Origin of the sequence: Kitasatospora sp. NPDC059599 (assembly GCF_042735125.1) — a bacterium.
Lineage (GTDB): Bacteria > Actinomycetota > Actinomycetes > Streptomycetales > Streptomycetaceae > Kitasatospora.
The window spans coordinates 45,078-61,436 of sequence record NZ_JBHWCL010000025.1; the positions used below are offsets into that span (position 1 = coordinate 45,078).

13 protein-coding genes and 1 pseudogene are annotated in these 16,359 nt (G+C 72.9%); 12 read left to right on the plus strand and 2 right to left on the minus strand.

Features of this window, described 5'->3' with window-relative positions; translation table 11 throughout:
* Positions 1-99 precede the first annotated feature (99 nt).
* The gene (locus tag ACFV04_RS12185) at positions 100-633 is read left to right on the plus strand and encodes a Uma2 family endonuclease (protein ID WP_380528689.1); all 534 of its coding nucleotides are present in this window, start codon (positions 100-102) and stop codon (positions 631-633) included.
* Between the two features lie 16 nt (positions 634-649).
* Here ACFV04_RS12185 and ACFV04_RS12190 read toward each other — a convergent pair whose 3' ends face one another.
* Both ACFV04_RS12190 and ACFV04_RS12195 read right to left on the minus strand, forming a co-directional pair.
* Entirely contained in the window at positions 650-1,162 is a 513-nt protein-coding gene (locus ACFV04_RS12190) for a hypothetical protein (RefSeq protein ID WP_380528691.1), read from the minus strand.
* Positions 1,159-2,121: a class I SAM-dependent methyltransferase gene (locus tag ACFV04_RS12195; protein ID WP_380528693.1), complete on the minus strand. Its 963-nt coding sequence runs from the start codon at positions 2,119-2,121 to the stop codon at positions 1,159-1,161. The genes ACFV04_RS12190 and ACFV04_RS12195 overlap by 4 nt, the downstream gene beginning before the upstream one ends.
* A 58-nt stretch (positions 2,122-2,179) precedes the next feature.
* Here ACFV04_RS12195 and ACFV04_RS12200 point away from each other — a divergent pair, with 58 nt between their 5' ends.
* The 11 genes and pseudogenes from ACFV04_RS12200 to ACFV04_RS12250 all read left to right on the plus strand — a co-directional run bounded on the left by ACFV04_RS12200 (position 2,180) and on the right by ACFV04_RS12250 (position 16,346).
* Positions 2,180-2,704, plus strand: coding sequence for a TIGR00730 family Rossman fold protein (locus ACFV04_RS12200; protein ID WP_360254161.1), 525 nt, complete (start codon positions 2,180-2,182; stop codon positions 2,702-2,704).
* A 13-nt stretch (positions 2,705-2,717) separates the two neighbouring features.
* Positions 2,718-3,407, plus strand: coding sequence for an SDR family oxidoreductase (locus ACFV04_RS12205; protein ID WP_380528695.1), 690 nt, complete (start codon positions 2,718-2,720; stop codon positions 3,405-3,407).
* Between the two features lie 48 nt (positions 3,408-3,455).
* Positions 3,456-4,466 carry a methionine synthase gene (locus ACFV04_RS12210; protein ID WP_380345627.1) on the plus strand — a complete coding sequence of 337 codons (1,011 nt, stop codon included), beginning with the start codon at positions 3,456-3,458 and terminating at the stop codon, positions 4,464-4,466.
* A gap of 19 nt (positions 4,467-4,485) precedes the next feature.
* Positions 4,486-6,774: an NAD-dependent DNA ligase LigA gene (ligA, locus tag ACFV04_RS12215; RefSeq protein ID WP_380528697.1), complete on the plus strand. Its 2,289-nt coding sequence runs from the start codon at positions 4,486-4,488 to the stop codon at positions 6,772-6,774.
* Between the two features lie 385 nt (positions 6,775-7,159).
* Positions 7,160-8,890 (plus strand): annotated as a pseudogene (locus ACFV04_RS12220) (putative bifunctional diguanylate cyclase/phosphodiesterase); the annotation flags it as partial.
* A 200-nt stretch (positions 8,891-9,090) separates the two neighbouring features.
* Positions 9,091-9,387: an Asp-tRNA(Asn)/Glu-tRNA(Gln) amidotransferase subunit GatC gene (gene gatC, locus ACFV04_RS12225; RefSeq protein WP_360254169.1), complete on the plus strand. Its 297-nt coding sequence runs from the start codon at positions 9,091-9,093 to the stop codon at positions 9,385-9,387.
* Positions 9,388-9,392: 5 nt separating this feature from the next.
* Positions 9,393-10,901 (plus strand): Asp-tRNA(Asn)/Glu-tRNA(Gln) amidotransferase subunit GatA, encoded by a 1,509-nt coding sequence (gene gatA, locus ACFV04_RS12230; RefSeq protein WP_380528699.1) that lies wholly within the window; start codon positions 9,393-9,395, stop codon positions 10,899-10,901.
* Positions 10,898-11,155, plus strand: a complete 258-nt coding sequence (locus ACFV04_RS12235) for a hypothetical protein (RefSeq protein ID WP_360254173.1) — start codon at positions 10,898-10,900, stop codon at positions 11,153-11,155. Before gatA ends, ACFV04_RS12235 begins: the two co-directional genes overlap by 4 nt.
* 77 nt (positions 11,156-11,232) lie before the next feature.
* Positions 11,233-12,744 carry an Asp-tRNA(Asn)/Glu-tRNA(Gln) amidotransferase subunit GatB gene (gatB, locus tag ACFV04_RS12240; protein WP_360254175.1) on the plus strand — a complete coding sequence of 504 codons (1,512 nt, stop codon included), beginning with the start codon at positions 11,233-11,235 and terminating at the stop codon, positions 12,742-12,744.
* Positions 12,745-13,005: 261 nt separating this feature from the next.
* The gene (locus ACFV04_RS12245) at positions 13,006-13,164 is read left to right on the plus strand and encodes a hypothetical protein (RefSeq protein ID WP_380345621.1); all 159 of its coding nucleotides are present in this window, start codon (positions 13,006-13,008) and stop codon (positions 13,162-13,164) included.
* A gap of 134 nt (positions 13,165-13,298) precedes the next feature.
* Positions 13,299-16,346 (plus strand): AAA family ATPase, encoded by a 3,048-nt coding sequence (locus ACFV04_RS12250; RefSeq protein WP_380528701.1) that lies wholly within the window; start codon positions 13,299-13,301, stop codon positions 16,344-16,346.
* The last annotated feature ends 13 nt before the right edge of the window (positions 16,347-16,359 follow it).

Sequence of the window (16,359 nt, forward strand, 5' to 3'; positions counted from 1 at the left end):
TGCCGCCGGGCCATCAGCCGCGTACCGAACCCTTCCGGCACAACGGAGTTGGGGGCGGGGTGAACCGTGCTCCGCCCCTGATCACTACGCTGAGGAGCAGTGGCCGACGATGTCCGAGGCGCACCCTCCGGAGAGGGTGTCCGGATCGAATGGTCCGGAGACACGTTGATCATGCAGGCGTCTCCTTCCGATATTCATCAGCTCAACGCGGCCCAGGTGCGCAGGCAGTTCGAGCAGCATGCACCTGACGGCTACCTCCCCAGCGAGCGGAGCGAGATCGTCAGCCCGGACGTCTCGAAGGGGCGCGAGCCCGACCTGACGTACCTGCCGCTGGAGGTCCTCTCCGAGCCCGGCAACAAGGCCCCCGCCGCCGAAGCCCTGATCGCCGTCGAGATCGTCTCGCCGTCCAATCCGGGCAATGACTGGATGGACAAGCTGCACGACTACGCCGCGATGCGCATCCCGCTCCACCTGATCGTGGACCCGCGCCAGCAGACGGTGGCGCTGTTCTCGGAGCCGAACCGCGACCGCTACCACACCCGCAGTGACCGGAAGTTCGGCGATGCGATCGGCATTCCGGAGCCCTTCGGCTTCACCCTGAGCCTGTCGGAGCTCCTCCCGTACAAGGACTGACCTCCGGTGGCGGGCTCTACTGCACCTCGCCGTACCAGCGGCAGTGCACGACGGGCTCGACGCAGAGGACCGCCGCACCGGCGACCGCGCCGACCAGCAGGGCCGGAACGCCACCACCGTTGAGGACCGCGCCGCAGCACGCCGCGACGACGGCGAGGGGCCGCAGCAGGGTCAGCGGGCCTAGGCCGATGACCATCGCCAGGGTGCCGGCGCGGAACGGCAGGGTGAAGTAGGCCGCCAGTGAGAGCAGGACGGCTGCCGCGTAGACGGCCAGGGGGAGCAGGTAGCCGAAGCCTCCGGCGGTCAGGGCCCCGAAGGTCCGTGCCCGGTCGGCGGCCGTCACCAGCACCAGGCCCGCCACCACGGCCGGAGCCGTCAACAAGGCGGCCCCGACGGCGAATCCCCGCCCGGCGGCCCGGACGTTGCCCCGGTGTTTGCGGATGCGGGCGTCGCGGCCGGCGTAGGCGCGGAAGCCGCTGAAGGCCGCGTCGACCAGGCCCAGCAGCAGGAGCAACACGGCGGGTGTCATCGGGCGGCCCCGACCAGGTGCTCGGGCCCGACCAGCCGTCGGGCGCGGCGTCCGAGCGCCTGCCGCAGTGGCGCCTCCAGCTCCGGCCGCACCCCGATCACCGGCCGCAGGGTGGTGCAGAACGGGTTGGACAGCCCGCGCGGCTCGTACACCAGCGCCCGCATGCCGGGCGCCGCCGCCGCCCGCAGCAGCACCTCGTCGGGGTGGGCCCGTTGTGCGGAGACCACGCCGTCGTGGCGGCCGAGCGGGTGGCGCATCCGGGCGCGGTGGAAGACCCAGGCACCGATGGGCGCCAGGCCGGTGGCGGCGATGTCGAAGTGGCAGAAGGCGAGGGCGGGCGACGCGGCCTGTGCCCGGAAGAACTCCCCGAGGGCGTCCGCGCCGAAGTGGTGCAGCACTCCGGTGGAGACGTAGACCGTGGCGGCTTCCGGCAGTTCGAAGGCGTTGCCGTGGACGAAGCGGCAGTCGAGTCCCTCCGCCCGGGCGAGCCGGTCGGCCTCGCCGACGAGTGCGGCGTTGAGGTCCACGCCGACGAGTTCGACGTCGGGGCCGAGGGCGCCGGTCGCGGCGAGCCAGCGGACCAGGTAGCCGAGACCGCAGCCGATGTCGACCAGGCGGTACGGCCCGGGCCGCCCGCCGTCCGCCGCCCGGATCGCGGTGAACAGCGGGCCGAGCAGGTGGACGAGGCGGTCGCCGATGCGCAGTTCCTCGCTGAGCCGCTGGAGTTCGGTGTGCACGCTGACGAGCAACCGGTCGACGGCGGCGGGGTCGAGTGCGCCGTCCCGGTCGGCGGGCAGTCCGGCGACGATCCGGGCCGCCCGTTCGTCCCCGCCCTCCCGTAGTTGCCGGACGACGTCCTCGCGCAGGACCGGGAGCCGCCGGCCGTCACGCGGGTCCACGGCCGTGATCAGGTCCGATATTTCGAGTTGGCGCACGCGCAGCACCTTAGGGGTCGCCACCGGCCGGGCGTAATGCCGGTGAGCGGGGGAGAGGTGGCGTGATAGACCAGTGAGCACTATGAACATCACTGTCTTCTGCTCCGCGTACTCACTCGACGACCGCTACTCCGCCCCGGCCGCGGAGTTCGCCCGGCTCCTCGGGGAGGGCGGGCACACCCTGGTGTGGGGCGGCTCGAACGCCGGGCTGATGGGCCTGCTCGCCGACGAGGTGAAGGCCGCGGGCGGCACGCTGGTCGGGATCATGGTCGAGATGCTGAAGCACAAGGGGTACGTCGGCGCCGACGAGCTGGTCATGACCCGTGACCTCGCGGAGCGCAAGGCCGAGCTGGTGGGCCGGGCGGACGCGATCGTCGTGCTGGTGGGCGGGCTCGGGACGATGGACGAGGTCACCGAGGTGCTGGAGCTCAAGAAGCACGGGATGTTCGAGAAGCCGGTGGTCGTCCTGGACACCGAGGGCTTCTACGCGGGCCTGCGGACCCAGCTGGAGCGGATGGACGCCGAGGGCTTCCTGCCCCGGCCGCTGTCGGAGCTGATGACCTTCGCCGACACGCCCGCCGAGGTTTTTGCGCAGCTCAAGGCCTGAGAGGATCGGACCCATGGCTGCACATCTGATCACCGGTGCCGGTTCGGGCATCGGCGCCGTCCTGGCGGGCAGGCTCGCCGAGCGCGGGGACGACCTCTGGCTGCTGGCCCGCGACGCCCGCCGGGCCGCGGAGCTGCGGGAGCGCTTCCCCGGGGCGAACACCCTGGTCGGCGACCTCGGCGACCCGGCGAAGCTGTCCTGGGCCTTCGGGCACCAGGCGCTGCCCGTCGAGCTGGACTCGCTGCTGCACGTCGCGGGGGTGGTCGAGCTGGGCACGGTGGGCGAGCTGCCGGTGAAGGCGTGGCAGGAGACGCTGAACGTCAACCTGGTCGCCCCCGCCGAGCTGACCCGCCTGCTGTTGCCGTCCCTGCGCCTGGCCAGGGGCCACGTCGTCTTCGTGAACTCCGGTGCCGGCCTGAACGCCCACGCCGAGTGGTCGGCGTACGCGGCGAGCAAGCACGGCCTGAAGGCGCTCGCCGACTCGCTGCGCCAGGAGGAGCACGCGGGCGGCGTCCGGGTCACCTCGGTCTACCCGGGCCGCACCGCCACGGCGATGCAGGCCAAGGTGCACCAGCAGGAGGGCAAGGAGTACGAGGCCGGCCGCTGGATCGACCCCGAGTCCGTCGCCCGGGCGGTTCTGGCCGCCCTGGACGCCTCCCGGGACGCGGAGATCACCGACATCAGCGTCCGCCCGGGCCGCTGAGACCGGGCGCGGAACCGGGCACCGGCGCCGCGCACTAGGCTCGGACGGGTGAGCACCCCACACCCCTTCCCCGACCTGCGCGGCGCCGCCACCGGTGTCGGATCGCTGCCCGGTACCGACGCCCGGGAGGCCGCCAAGACCTCCACCGGGGCGCTGGAGCACCTGCCGTTCCTGCCGGAGCTGCCCGCGCGCGGGCCGGGCGCCGACATGATCGGGCGCGGCGCCGGCTTCCTCGTCGAGCTGTTCGCGCAGACCGAGCCGAGCGGCTGGCGGTTCACCGACCGCCCCGGCCGGGACACCCGGCGGGCCCACTCGTGGCTCGGCGAGGACCTGGACGCCCTGGAGGAGTTCACCCAGGGCTACCGGGGCGCGCTGAAGGTCCAGGCCGTGGGCCCGTGGACGCTGGCGGCGAGCGTCGAGCTGAAGCACGGCGAGAAGGCGCTCGCCGACCACGGCGCCTGCCGGGACGTCGCCGGCTCGCTCACCGAGGGCCTGCGCCGCCACCTCGCCGACGTCCGCAGGCGGGTCCCGGGTGCGGACGTCGTGCTGCAGCTGGACGAGCCCTCGCTGCCCGCGGTGCTGGCCGGATCGGTGAGGACCGCGAGCGGTTTCCAGCGGCTGCGGGCCGTGGACCGGCAGGTCGCCGAGGAGGTGCTGCGGGAGGTGATCCGCGGCCTGGACGCGCCCGTGGTGGTGCACAGTTGCGCGCCGGACGTCCCGATCCCGCTGCTGCGACGGGCCGGTGTGGCCGGCGTCTCCCTCGACTTCTCCCTCCTCACCGAGCGCTCGGACGACGACCTGGGCGAGGCCGTGGATGCGGGCACGATGATCCTCGCGGGTGTCGTCCCCTCCACTGACCTGGGGATGTCCGACCCGGCCGGTAGTGTCCAGGGTGTCAGGACCTTGTGGCGCAGGCTCGGGTTCGCCCCGGAGTTGCTGGGCCGCCGCGTGCTGGTGACGCCGACCTGCGGGCTGGCCGGGGCCTCCCCGGCGTACGCGCGCAGGGCGCTGTCGCAGAGCGTGCGGGCGGCGCAGAGCCTGGTGGACAACCCGGAATGAGAACGTAGGAGGGCTTGCGGTGACGGCTGTCGAGGGCTGGGAGGACGTACCGGCGGAGGTGCGCCGGCGGCACGCCGAGCTGGCGCAGGAGATCACCGACCACCGCGCCCGGTACTACGAGCAGGACGCGCCGGTCGTCAGCGACTCCGAGTTCGACGCCCTGATGCGCGAGCTGGAGGCGCTGGAGGCCGGGCACCCGGGCCTGGTCACGCCCGACTCCCCGACGCAGAAGGTCGGCGGCGCCCCCACCGAGCTGTTCGCCGAGGTCGAGCACCGCGAGCGCCTCCTCAGCCTCGACAACGCGATGGACGACGAGGAGCTCGCCGCCTGGGCGGAGCGCGTCGCCGGCGAGCTGGACGGCATCGACTACCACTACCTGTGCGAGCTCAAGGTGGACGGCCTGGCCGTCAACCTCACCTACGAGAACGGCCAGTTGGTGCAGGCGGCGACGCGCGGCGACGGCCGGGTGGGCGAGGACATCACCGCCAACGTCCGCACCATCAAGGAGATCCCGCACCGGCTCGACGGCGAGGACGTCCCCGAGCTGGTGGAGATCCGCGGCGAGGTCTACTTCCCGACCGAGGCCTTCGAGGCGCTCAACGCCTCCTTCGTGGAGGAGAACGAGCGCCGCCGCCGGGAGAACGAGGAGCGCGCCGCGGAGGGCAAGCGGCCCCGGGCGATGATCCGGCTGTTCATGAACCCGCGCAACGCCGCCGCCGGTTCGCTGCGCCAGAAGGACCCGCTGGTCACCGCCTCCCGTCCGCTGCACATGGTGGTGCACGGCATCGGCGCCCGGGTCGGCTTCGACACCGACAACCAGTCGCACGCCTACGAGTTGCTGCGCGGCTGGGGCCTGCCGACGGCCCGGCACAACCGGGTGGTGGGCACGCTGGACGAGGTGCGGGCGTTCATCGGGCAGTTCGGCGAGCAGCGGCACTCGGTCGAGCACGAGATCGACGGCGTGGTCGTGAAGGTGGACGAGATCGCCCTGCAGGGCCGGCTCGGGGCCACCTCGAAGTCGCCGCGCTGGGCGATCGCCTGGAAGTACCCGCCGGAGGAGGTCACCGGCAAGCTGGCGCAGATCCGCGTCGGCATCGGCCGCACCGGCCGGGCCACCCCGTTCGCGGTGCTGGCCGAACCGGTGAAGGTGGCGGGCTCGATGGTGCAGTACGCGACGCTGCACAACCAGCAGGTCGTCAAGGCCAAGGGCGTGCTGCTGGGCGACACTATCGTGCTGCGCAAGGCCGGTGACGTCATCCCGGAGATCCTCGGCCCGGTGGAGAGCCTGCGGGACGGCACCGAGCGGGAGTTCGTGATGCCCTCGCACTGCCACGAGTGCGGGGCCGAGCTGCGCCCGATGGCCGAGGGCGACATCGACCTGCGCTGCCCCAACGCCCAGTTCTGCCCGGCCCAGATCCGGGAGCGGATCGCCTTCCTGGGCGGCCGTTCCTCGCTGGACGTCGAGGGCCTGGGCTACGTCGCGGCCACCGCGCTGACGCAGCCGCTGGAGCCGACCGAGGCGCCCGTGCGGGACGAGGGCGACGTCTTCGGGCTGACGATGGAGCAGCTGCTGCCGATCCAGGTGCTGGTGCGCGACCAGAAGACCGGCATGCCCAAGCTGGACGACCGCACCGGCAAGGAGAAGAAGGCCACCTTCTTCGCCAACCAGAAGGGCGAGCCCAAGAAGACCGCCGCAATCCTGCTGGAGAACCTGGAGAAGGTGAAGGAGCGTCCGCTGTGGCGGTTCCTCAACGGTCTCTCGATCCGGCACGTGGGGCCGGTCGCGGCGCAGGAGCTGGCCCGGGAGTTCCGTGACCTGGACCGGATCTTCTCGGCCACCGAGGAGGAGCTGGCCGCGGTCGAGGGCGTCGGGCCGATCATCGCCCGGTCGGTGGTCGAGTGGTACCAGGAGCAATGGCACCGCGACATCCTGGAGAAGTGGCGTGCCGCGGGCGTCCGCTTCACCGAGGAGTTCGCGGACGAGGAGGAGGCGGAGCGCCCGCTGGAGGGGCTGACCGTCGTGGTGACGGGCACGCTGGCCGGCCACACCCGGGACGGTGCCAAGGAGGCGCTGACCTCGCGCGGAGCGAAGGTGACCGGTTCGGTTTCGAAGAAGACCGATTTTGTGGTCGCCGGTGACAACCCAGGATCCAAGTACGACAAGGCCGTTCAGCTTGGACTGCCGGTCCTGGACGACGCGGGCTTCGCCGTCCTGCTGGCCGACGGGCCGGCCGCCGCCCGGGCCCACCTGGGGCTTCCGGAGCCGGAGGAGGCCGCGCAGCCGCAGGAGGCGCCCGTCGAGGGCTGATCCGGAACCGACCCGAGCGCCGGGTGGCCGAATCGGTGTTGTTATCGTCCTGATGCAACGTCACCGGGTGTCGTCCGGTGAGAGCGGGCATTGTGTCACCGTGCGACACCCGAGCGTGGTGGCGCGTTTCCGGTTGTCCGAAAGTCTGCCCACCGGGTCGACCCCGGCATACCCTGGAGCGCAACAGAGTGTCAGCAGGGGTGGGGGCACCGGCTGAGCCGGTGCTCCTCGGGGTCGCTCCATGCCCGGCAGCTGTCGGTACCGGCACGGTGCCTCACCGTAAGGCGGCCTGACGGGGCGGGCCCGACGGAGGACAGGGCTTATGGATCGTACGACCGGCGGCGCGCCCACACGCCCGCCGCAGGGGGTGGCGGGTGCGGTCCTGCTGCTCGGCGTGCTGCTGGCCGGAGCCGCGCCGCTCATCCCGCTGGCCGTCCTGGTCTACCGGTACGAACCCGAGCTGCTGCCGCTGTTCGCGGTGCCCCTGGCCGTGCTGGTGGCGGCCTGGCGGATCGCCCGGGACCGCGCCCGCGACCAACTGACCGACCCGCTGACGGACCTGCCCAACCGTCAGGCCTTACTACTGGCCGCCCAGGAGGCGATCGCGGAGTGCGACCAGGGCTACAGCGTCGGTCTCATCCTGCTTGACCTCGACCGCTTCCGATCACTCAACGACACACTCGGTCATACGGCCGGTGACCGGTTGCTGGTTCACATCGCCCGCCGACTGCACCGCGCGCTGCGCTCCGGCGGCCCGGCCGGCAGCCCCACCCGGGAGTCCATCGACGACGTCTTCGCCGGCCTGCCCCGGCACTACCGGCGCGGCCGCCCGATGGTGGCCCGGATGGGCGGCGACGAGTTCGCCGTCCTGCTGCCCGGCATCAACTGCCCGGACAGCCTGGAACGGGTCGCCAATGCGCTGATCGCCGAACTCGCCGCCCCGATCCGGCTGGACGGTCTGCTGCTCGTCCTGGAGGCCAGCGCCGGCGTCTGCGTCTACCCCCAGCACGCCCAGGACGCCGAGTCGCTGCTGCGCCGGGCCGACGTCGCGATGGGCCACGCCCAGAGCGGCCGCAGCGGCGTCGCCCAGTACGACGAGACCCAGGACGCCGACACCCCGTACCGCATCGGCCTCCTCGGTGACCTGCGGCGGGCCCTGGAGACCGGCGAGGTCCAGCTGCACTACCAGCCCAAGGTGGCCTTCGACGGCCGGGTGGTCGGCCTGGAGGCGTTGCTGCGCTGGGACCGCCCCGGCCAGGGCCGGGTCTCGCCGGACGAGTTCGTCGGGCTCGCCGAGTCCAGCGGCCTGATGCCCCGGCTCACCGACTACGTGCTGGAGGCGGCGGTCGGCCAGCTGGCGTACTGGCGCGACCAGGGGCTGCAGGTGCAGGTCGCGGTCAACGTCTCGCCCCGCGACGTGCTCAACCCCGGCTTCGCCCAGCGCGTCGCCGGCCACCTCGTGCGCCACCAGGTGCCGGCCCACGCGCTCCAGCTGGAGATCACCGAGCGGCTGCTGCTGGACGACTCCCGGCGGGCCGCCGACACCCTCGCCGAGCTGCGCGGCTACGGCGTCGGGATGTCCCTGGACGACTTCGGCACCGGGCACTCCTCGCTGGTGCGGCTGCGCAGCCTGCCGGTCGGCGAGCTGAAGATCGACCGCTCCTTCGTCTCCCGGATGGTCGCCGACGACCACGACGCGGCGGTGGTCCGCTGCTCCGTGGAGCTCGCCCACTCGCTGGGCCTGACCGTGGTCGCCGAGGGCGTCGAGGACGACGAGACCTGGGAGCGGCTGCACTGCATGGGCGTGGACGCCGTCCAGGGCTGGCTGGTGTCGGCCGCGCTGCCCGCCGAGCAGGCCACCGCCTGGCTCCGGGTGCACCGCACCGGCGCCCCGCCGGTGGAGCGGCTGGGCGCGCCGCCCCCGCTGCGGGCCGGCTTCCAGCAGGTCCAGGGCGGCAAGCCGATCGTCCAGCCCGCCATTCCGCCGACGCTCCCGCCCGTCCTGCCGCCCGTACTGCCCCCGGTGCTGCCGCCGGTGGTCCAGGCGGTGCAGGCCGCGCAGATGGAGATCAAGGCGCCGGGCACACAGAGTTGGGCCCGCTTCCGGCCGCAGTGACGCGCCCGGCGGCGGGGACGTCCGCCCGGCGGTGACGGGCACCTCGGCAAACGCGTTGGCCGGTGGCCGGTCCGGGCCCCATAGGATGGGGTCCAAAGACCATGAGGACGGAGCGCCGGACCCGGCTGCTCCTGCCCGGGCCCGGCACCGCCCGCAAGGCACCGCCGGGCCTCACCAGAACTCACCCTGAGGATCGCTGCATGCCTGGCATCACGCGCGAGGAGGTCGCCCACCTCGCCCGGCTGTCGCGTCTTGAGCTGAAGCCCGAAGAGCTGGACCACTTCGCCGAGCAGCTCGACGTGATCATCGGCGCGGTCGCCCGCGTTTCCGAGGTCGCCGGACAGGACGTCCCGCCGACCTCCCACCCGCTGCCGCTGACCAACGTCATGCGCGCCGACGAGGTGCGGCCCTCGCTCACCGCGGAGCAGGCGCTGTCCGGCGCCCCCGCCGCCGAGGACCAGCGTTTCCGTGTGCCGCAGATCCTCGGGGAGGACTGACCGAGATGACCGAGCCGATTCGTACTCCCATCATCAAGTGGGGCGCCGCCGAGACCGCGGGCGCCATCGCCAAGGGCGAGGTGTCGGCCGTCGAGGTCGCGCAGGCGCACCTGGACCGCATCGACGCCGTCGACAAGAAGGTCAACGCCTTCCTGCACGTCGACACCGAGGGCGCGCTGGCCGCCGCCAGGGCCGTCGACGAGAAGCGCGCCAAGGGCGAGGAGCTGGGCCCGCTGGCCGGCGTCCCGCTCGCGCTGAAGGACGTCTTCACCACCAAGGGCGTCCCGACCACCTGCGGTTCCAAGATGCTCGAAGGCTGGATCCCGCCGTACGACGCCACCCTGACCACGCGTCTCAAGGACGCCGGCGTCGTCATCCTCGGCAAGACCAACATGGACGAGTTCGCGATGGGCTCCTCCACCGAGAACTCCGCCTACGGCCCGACCGGCAACCCGTGGGACCTCACCCGCATCCCCGGCGGCTCCGGCGGCGGTTCGGCCGCCGCGCTGGCCGCCTTCGAGGCCCCGCTGGCGATCGGCACCGACACCGGCGGCTCGATCCGCCAGCCCGGCGCCGTCACCGGCACCGTCGGCGTCAAGCCGACCTACGGCTCGGTGTCCCGCTACGGCCTGGTCGCCTTCTCCAGCAGCCTGGACCAGGGCGGCCCGTGCGCCCGCAGCGTGCTGGACGCGGCGCTGCTGCACGAGGCCATCGCCGGCCACGACCCGCTGGACTCCACCTCGATCGACGCGCCGGTCCCGGCCGTGGTCGAAGCCGCGCGGATGCGCGACGTCCGCGGCATGCGGATCGGCGTCGTCAAGGAGTTCTCCGGCGAGGGCTACCAGACCGGCGTGATGCAGCGCTTCGAGGAGTCGGTGGAGCTGCTGCGCGAGCTGGGCGCCGAGGTCGTCGAGGTCTCCTGCCCGTCGTTCACCCTGGCGCTGCCGGCGTACTACCTGATCGCGCCCAGCGAGTGCTCCTCCAACCTGGCCCGCTTCGATGCGATGCGCTACGGCCTGCGGGTCGGCGACGACGGCAGCCGCTCGGCCGAGGAGGTCACCGCGCTGACCCGCGAGGCCGGCTTCGGCGACGAGGTCAAGCGCCGCATCATCCTGGGCACCTACGCCCTGTCCTCGGGCTACTACGACGCCTACTACGGCTCGGCCCAGAAGGTCCGCACGCTCATCTCGCGCGACTTCGATGCCGCCTTCGCCGGCGTGGACGTGCTGGTCTCGCCGACCACGCCGACCACCGCCTTCCCGATCGGCGAGCGCGCCGACGACCCGATGGCGATGTACCTGGCCGACCTGTGCACGATTCCGTCGAACCTGGCGGGCAACGCGGCCATGTCGCTGCCGGTCGGCCTGGCCCCGGAGGACAATCTCCCGGTCGGCCTGCAGATCATCGCACCCGCGATGGCGGACGACCGCCTGTACCGCGTGGGCGGCGCCGTCGAGGCCGCACTCAACGACAAGTGGGGGCACACCCTGCTGGAGGAGGCACCGGCACTGTGAGCAAGATCGAGAAGGCGAAGTCCCCCGGCTCCCTGAAGGGCTTCAAGCACTCCAAGCCCGGCCTGTGGCTGTCCATCGGCACCAGCGCCTTCGGCGCCATCTCCATCGCCAAGGACGTCCGCAGGGCGCGCGACGAGAGCGACACCCTCAAGCTGGTCAACGCCCTGGTCGGCGCCGCCGCGCTGGTCACCGGCACCGCCCTGCTGGTGCGCGAACTGCGCCGGCTGGGCTCCGACGACGTGCTGCTGGGCTGAGCTGAGCGCCCAGGCCCGGCCCCGCGCCAGCGGCGGCCGGGCCCGTACCTCCGAAGTCTTTTGAGTGAAGGGACGCTGTGAGCGTCATGACCCTGGTCTCCTACGAGGACGCTCTGGCGTCGTACGACCCGGTGATGGGCCTTGAGGTCCACGTCGAGCTCGGTACCAAGACCAAGATGTTCTGCGGCTGCTCGACCGAACTGGGCGCCGAGCCGAACAGCCAGACCTGCCCGACCTGCCTGGGCCTGCCCGGCTCGCTGCCGGTGGTCAACGCGGTCGGCGTCGAGTCGGCCGTCAAGATCGGCCTGGCGCTGAACTGCGAGATCGCCGAGTGGTGCCGGTTCGCGCGGAAGAACTACTTCTACCCGGACATGCCCAAGAACTTCCAGACCTCGCAGTACGACGAGCCGATCGCCTTCAACGGCTACCTCGACGTGCAGCTGGAGGACGGTTCGACCTTCCGCGTGGAGATCGAGCGCGCCCACATGGAGGAGGACACCGGCAAGTCCAGCCACGTCGGTGGCGCGACCGGCCGCATCCACGGCGCCACCCACTCGCTGCTCGACTACAACCGGGCCGGCATCCCGCTGATCGAGATCGTCACCAAGCCGATCGAGGGCGCCGGAGACCGTGCGCCCGAGGTCGCCAAGGCGTACGTCGCCGAGCTGCGCGAGGTCATCCGCTCGCTCGGCGTCTCCGAGGCCCGGATGGACAAGGGCCAGATGCGCTGCGACGTCAACCTGTCGCTGCGCCCGAACGGCACCTCGACGTTCGGCACCCGCTCGGAGACCAAGAACGTCAACTCGCTGCGCAGCGTGGAGCGGGCCGCCCGGTTCGAGATCCAGCGGCACGCGACCGTCCTGACCGACGGCGGCACCATCGTCCAGGAGACCCGCCACTTCCACGAGGACAACGGCACCACCACCTCGGGCCGGATCAAGGACAACGCCGAGGACTACCGCTACTTCCCCGAGCCGGACCTGGTGCCGGTGGCCCCCTCCCGCGAGTGGGTCGAGGAACTGCGCGCCGCCCTGCCCGAGCTGCCGCGGGTGCGCCGCGCCCGGCTGCAGGCCGAGTGGGGCCTGTCCGACAAGGACATGCAGTCGGTGCTGAACGCGGGCGCGGTCGCCCCGATCCAGGAGACCATCGCGGCCGGTGCCCCGGCCGACCAGGCCCGCAAGTGGTGGATGGGCGAGCTGGCCCGTCGCGCCAACGAGACCGGCACCGAGCTGAGCGAGCAGCCGATCACCCCGGTGCAGGTCGCCCGGGTCGCCGCGCTGGTCGCCGAGGGCAAGCTGAACGACAAGCTGGCCCGCCAGGTCATCGAGGGCGTGCTGGCCGGCGAGGGCGAGCCGGACGAGATCGTCGAGAAGCGCGGCCTGGCCGTGGTCTCGGACGACTCCGCGCTGGGCGCCGCCGTCGACCAAGCCATCGCCGAGAACGAGGGCATCGCCGCCAAGATCCGCGACGGCAAGGTCCAGGCCGTGGGCGCGCTGGTCGGCGCGGTCATGAAGGCCACCCGCGGCCAGGCCGACGCCGCCCGCGTGAAGGACCTGATCCTGGAGCGGCTGGGGGTGGAAGGTCAGTAGGCACGGGAAGTCGAGGGCGCCTAGGCCGTCAGGCCTGCCTTCCTAAGGCATCTAAGGCGTCTAAGGCCCTCTAAGTAAGGTCTAAGGCCCGGTCTCACCTCTGTATTGGGGTGAGGTCGGGCCTTAAACCTTTTCCTGGCCCAGAACTAAGGCATCCGGGCCCCGGAAGATCGGGCACGCTCCCGATGCCGCACCCCCCACTGGGAGAGGAAGCTCTTACCTGTCAGCGAAACGCAGTGAGAAACCCGCAGGGGGAACCAAGTGATCGAGTACCAGACCTTCCAGCAACAGGCCCACGAGCTCGTGGCCCGCGCCGAGCACGAGCGCCTGGTGCGCGAGGCCAAGGAGGCCCGCCGTCTGCGGCAGCGCCCGGTGGCCGCCCGCTTCTCGCGGCGCCCCGTGCGTCGGCCCGAATGCTGACGGTGCGGCACCAGGACGGTGCCGACGGAGTTCCGGAGGGGGAGACGCTGCGAGTGAGCGTCTCCCCCTCCGGGCGTTCGCCGGGGGAGATATCCCCTCGGCCGGCCCCCACCGGCTATGGCATGCTCGCCTCCATGCAGCAGATATCGGTCAGCCCCGTCTTCGTCGGCCGTGGCAGCGAGATCACCGAACTGACCGACGCGCTGCGCCGGGCGGGCACCGGCAGCCCGCAGGCCGTCCTCATCGGCGGCGAGGCCGGCGTCGGCAAGACCCGGCTGCTGGAGGAGTTCCTGCAGCGCGCCGCCGACCGCGGCGCGGTCACCTCGCTCGGCAGCTGTCTGGAAGTCGGCGCCGAAGGCCTGCCCTACGCGCCGCTGGCCGCCGCGCTGCGCCGGCTGCACCGCTCGCTGGGCACCGAGTTCGAGGCCGCCGCAGCCGGCAGCGAGGGCCACCTCGCCCGACTGCTCTCCGAATTCGGAGAAGCGGACGGCGAACCCAACGACGAGTACGGCCGGGCCCGGCTGTTCGAGCACACCGCAAGGCTGTTCGAACGGCTCGGCGCGGAGCGTACCCTCGTCCTCGCCGTCGAGGACCTGCACTGGTCCGACCGCTCCACCCGCGAACTGCTCGCCTTCCTGGTGCGCACCCTGCACCGCTCCCGGGTGCTGCTGATCGCCACCTACCGCAGCGACGACCTGCACCGCCGGCACCCGCTGCGCCCCTTCCTCGCCGAGCTCGAACGGCTGCGCACCGTCCAGCGGCTGGAGCTGGCGCGGTTCGACCGCCGCGAGGTGGCCGCCCAGCTGGCCGGCATCCTCGGCACCGCCGCCCCCGACCGCCAGCTGGTGGACCGGATCCACCGCCGCTCGGAGGGCAACCCGTTCTTCGTCGAGGAACTGGCCACCGCCTTCCACGACGGCTGCGGCGCCGGACTGACCGACTCGCTCCGGGACATCCTGCTGGTGCGGGTCGAGGGCCTGGAGGAGGAGACCCAGCGGGTGGTGCGGATCGCCGCCGAGGGCGGCTCGCACGTCGAACACGCCCTGCTGGCGGCCGTCCTGGACGACGACGAGGAGGCGCTGATCGAGGCGCTGCGCTCGGCCGTCGGCGCCAACATCCTGCGCCCGGACAGCGAGGGCGAGGGCTACCGGTTCCGGCACGCGCTGGTCCGCGAGGCGGTCTCGGACGACCTGCTGCCCGGCGAACGCCACCGGATCAACCGCAAGTTCGCGCTCGCCGTGGAGGCCCAGCCGCAACTGCTCTCCTCCGACGCGCTGCCGGCCCGGCTGGCCAACTACTGGTACCACGCGCACGACCCGGCCCGGGCCCTGCCGACCGCCCTGGACGCCGCCCGCGCGGCCCGCCGCCGCAACGCCTTCGCCGAGCAGCTGGGCATGCTGGAACGGGCCCTGGAACTGTGGGACATGGTCTCCGAGGACGTGCTGGCGCACACCCTGCGCCCGTACGACTGGGCCGAGACCTACCCGCCCGGCTCCTGCGACCACAACGCCGCCGACGAGGAGTGCAGCCGGATCCAGCTGGAGGACGTGCTCGCCGAGGCGGTGGTCGCGGCCCGGCGCTGCGGTGACCGCGAGCGCGGCCTGAGCCTGGCCAAGCGCGGGCTGCGGCTGGTCGACGAGACGGTGCACCCGGTGCGCGCGGCCTGGTTCCGGATCAACCGGGCCCGGATGCTGGGCAGCCTGCGCCGCTCCGGCGACGAGGAGGAGATCGGCCACGCGCTGCGGCTGGTCGAGCAGTTGCCGCCGTCCGCCGTCCAGGCCGAGGTGCTCGCGCTCGGCGCCGGCTCGGCGATGCTCAAGAAGCCCGGCGTCGAGCACCTCGAACTCGCCGAGCGCGCGATCCGGATCGCCGAGGAGGTCGGCGCGCACTCGGTCGAGGTGCACGCCCGGATGACCCTCGCCGGCCTGCGCTACGACGTGCACGGCGACGCCGAGGGCGGGCTGACCGAACTCGCCGGGGCGGTCGAGCGGGCCCGCCGGCTGGGCGTTCCCGACCTGCTGCTGCGCGGCATCAACAACCTGGCCAGCATGCAGCGCGGGCTGGGCCGGGCCGAGGCCGCCGTACGGCTGGCCCGCGAGGGCCTGGAGTTCGCGGACGGCAACGGCCTGCTGCGCAACATCGGCACGATCCTGACCGGCAACCTGGTCGAGGCGCTGACCGACCTCGGGCGGGTCCGGGAGGCCGCCGAGGTGCTCGCCGCCTGCGAACTGACCAGCCTGAGCGGCACCCACGCCGAGTTCCTGGACCGGATGCGCGGCGAACTCGCCCTGCTGCAGGGCGACCTGCCCACCGCGGCGACCATGCTGGCGCAGGCCCGGTCGGCCAACCGGGTCGGGCAGGTCCAGCACAGCGTGCCGATCAGCCGGCTGGCGGTGCGGCTCGCCGCGCTCGGCGGCCGGCCGCTGGAGGCCCGCGCCGAACTGCTCGCCGCGCTGGCGGAGGGCGGCCGACTCGGCCACGAGTCCGACGTCTACCCGCTGCTCACCGAGGCCGCCGGGGTGGAGGCCGACACCCGGGGCCTGCCGGAGGCCGAGGCGGGCCGGGCCGGGGCGCTGGCCGCGATCGCCGCGGCGGCCGACAGGCTGCGGCCCAGGGCGCCGCTGCACCACGGCTGGGCCCGGCTGCTGGAGGCCGAACTGGCCCGCGCCGCGGGCGCCGACGACCCCGGGCAGTGGACCGCCGCCGTCGAGGCGCTGCGGCCGACCGGCCTGCCCTACCCGCTGGCGCTGGCCCTGCTGCGGGCCGGCGAGGCCGAGGTGCAGGCGGGCCGGCGCGAGGCCGGGGCCGAACTGCTGCGCGAGGCGGCCGAACTGGCGGCCGTACGGGACGACCGCATGCTGGGGGCGCAGGTCGCGGGCCTCGCCGAGCGGGCCGGGCTGAGCCTCGCCCCCGCCGAGCGCGCGGCGGCGGTGCCGGCCCAGGCGGTCTCCGTCGGGGACTCCTTCAACCTCACCCCCCGTGAGCGGGACGTGCTCCGGTTGCTCGCGCGGGGCTGGACCAACCGGCAGATCGCCGAGGAGCTGTACATCTCCCCGAAGACCGCGAGCGTGCACGTCTCCAACATCCTGGGCAAGCTCGCGGTCGGCGGCCGGGGCGAGGCCGCCGCACTGGCGCACCGGTTGCGGCTGTTCCCGGACGACCTGGCCCCGTCCGGCCGCTGAGACGGCGCCCCTG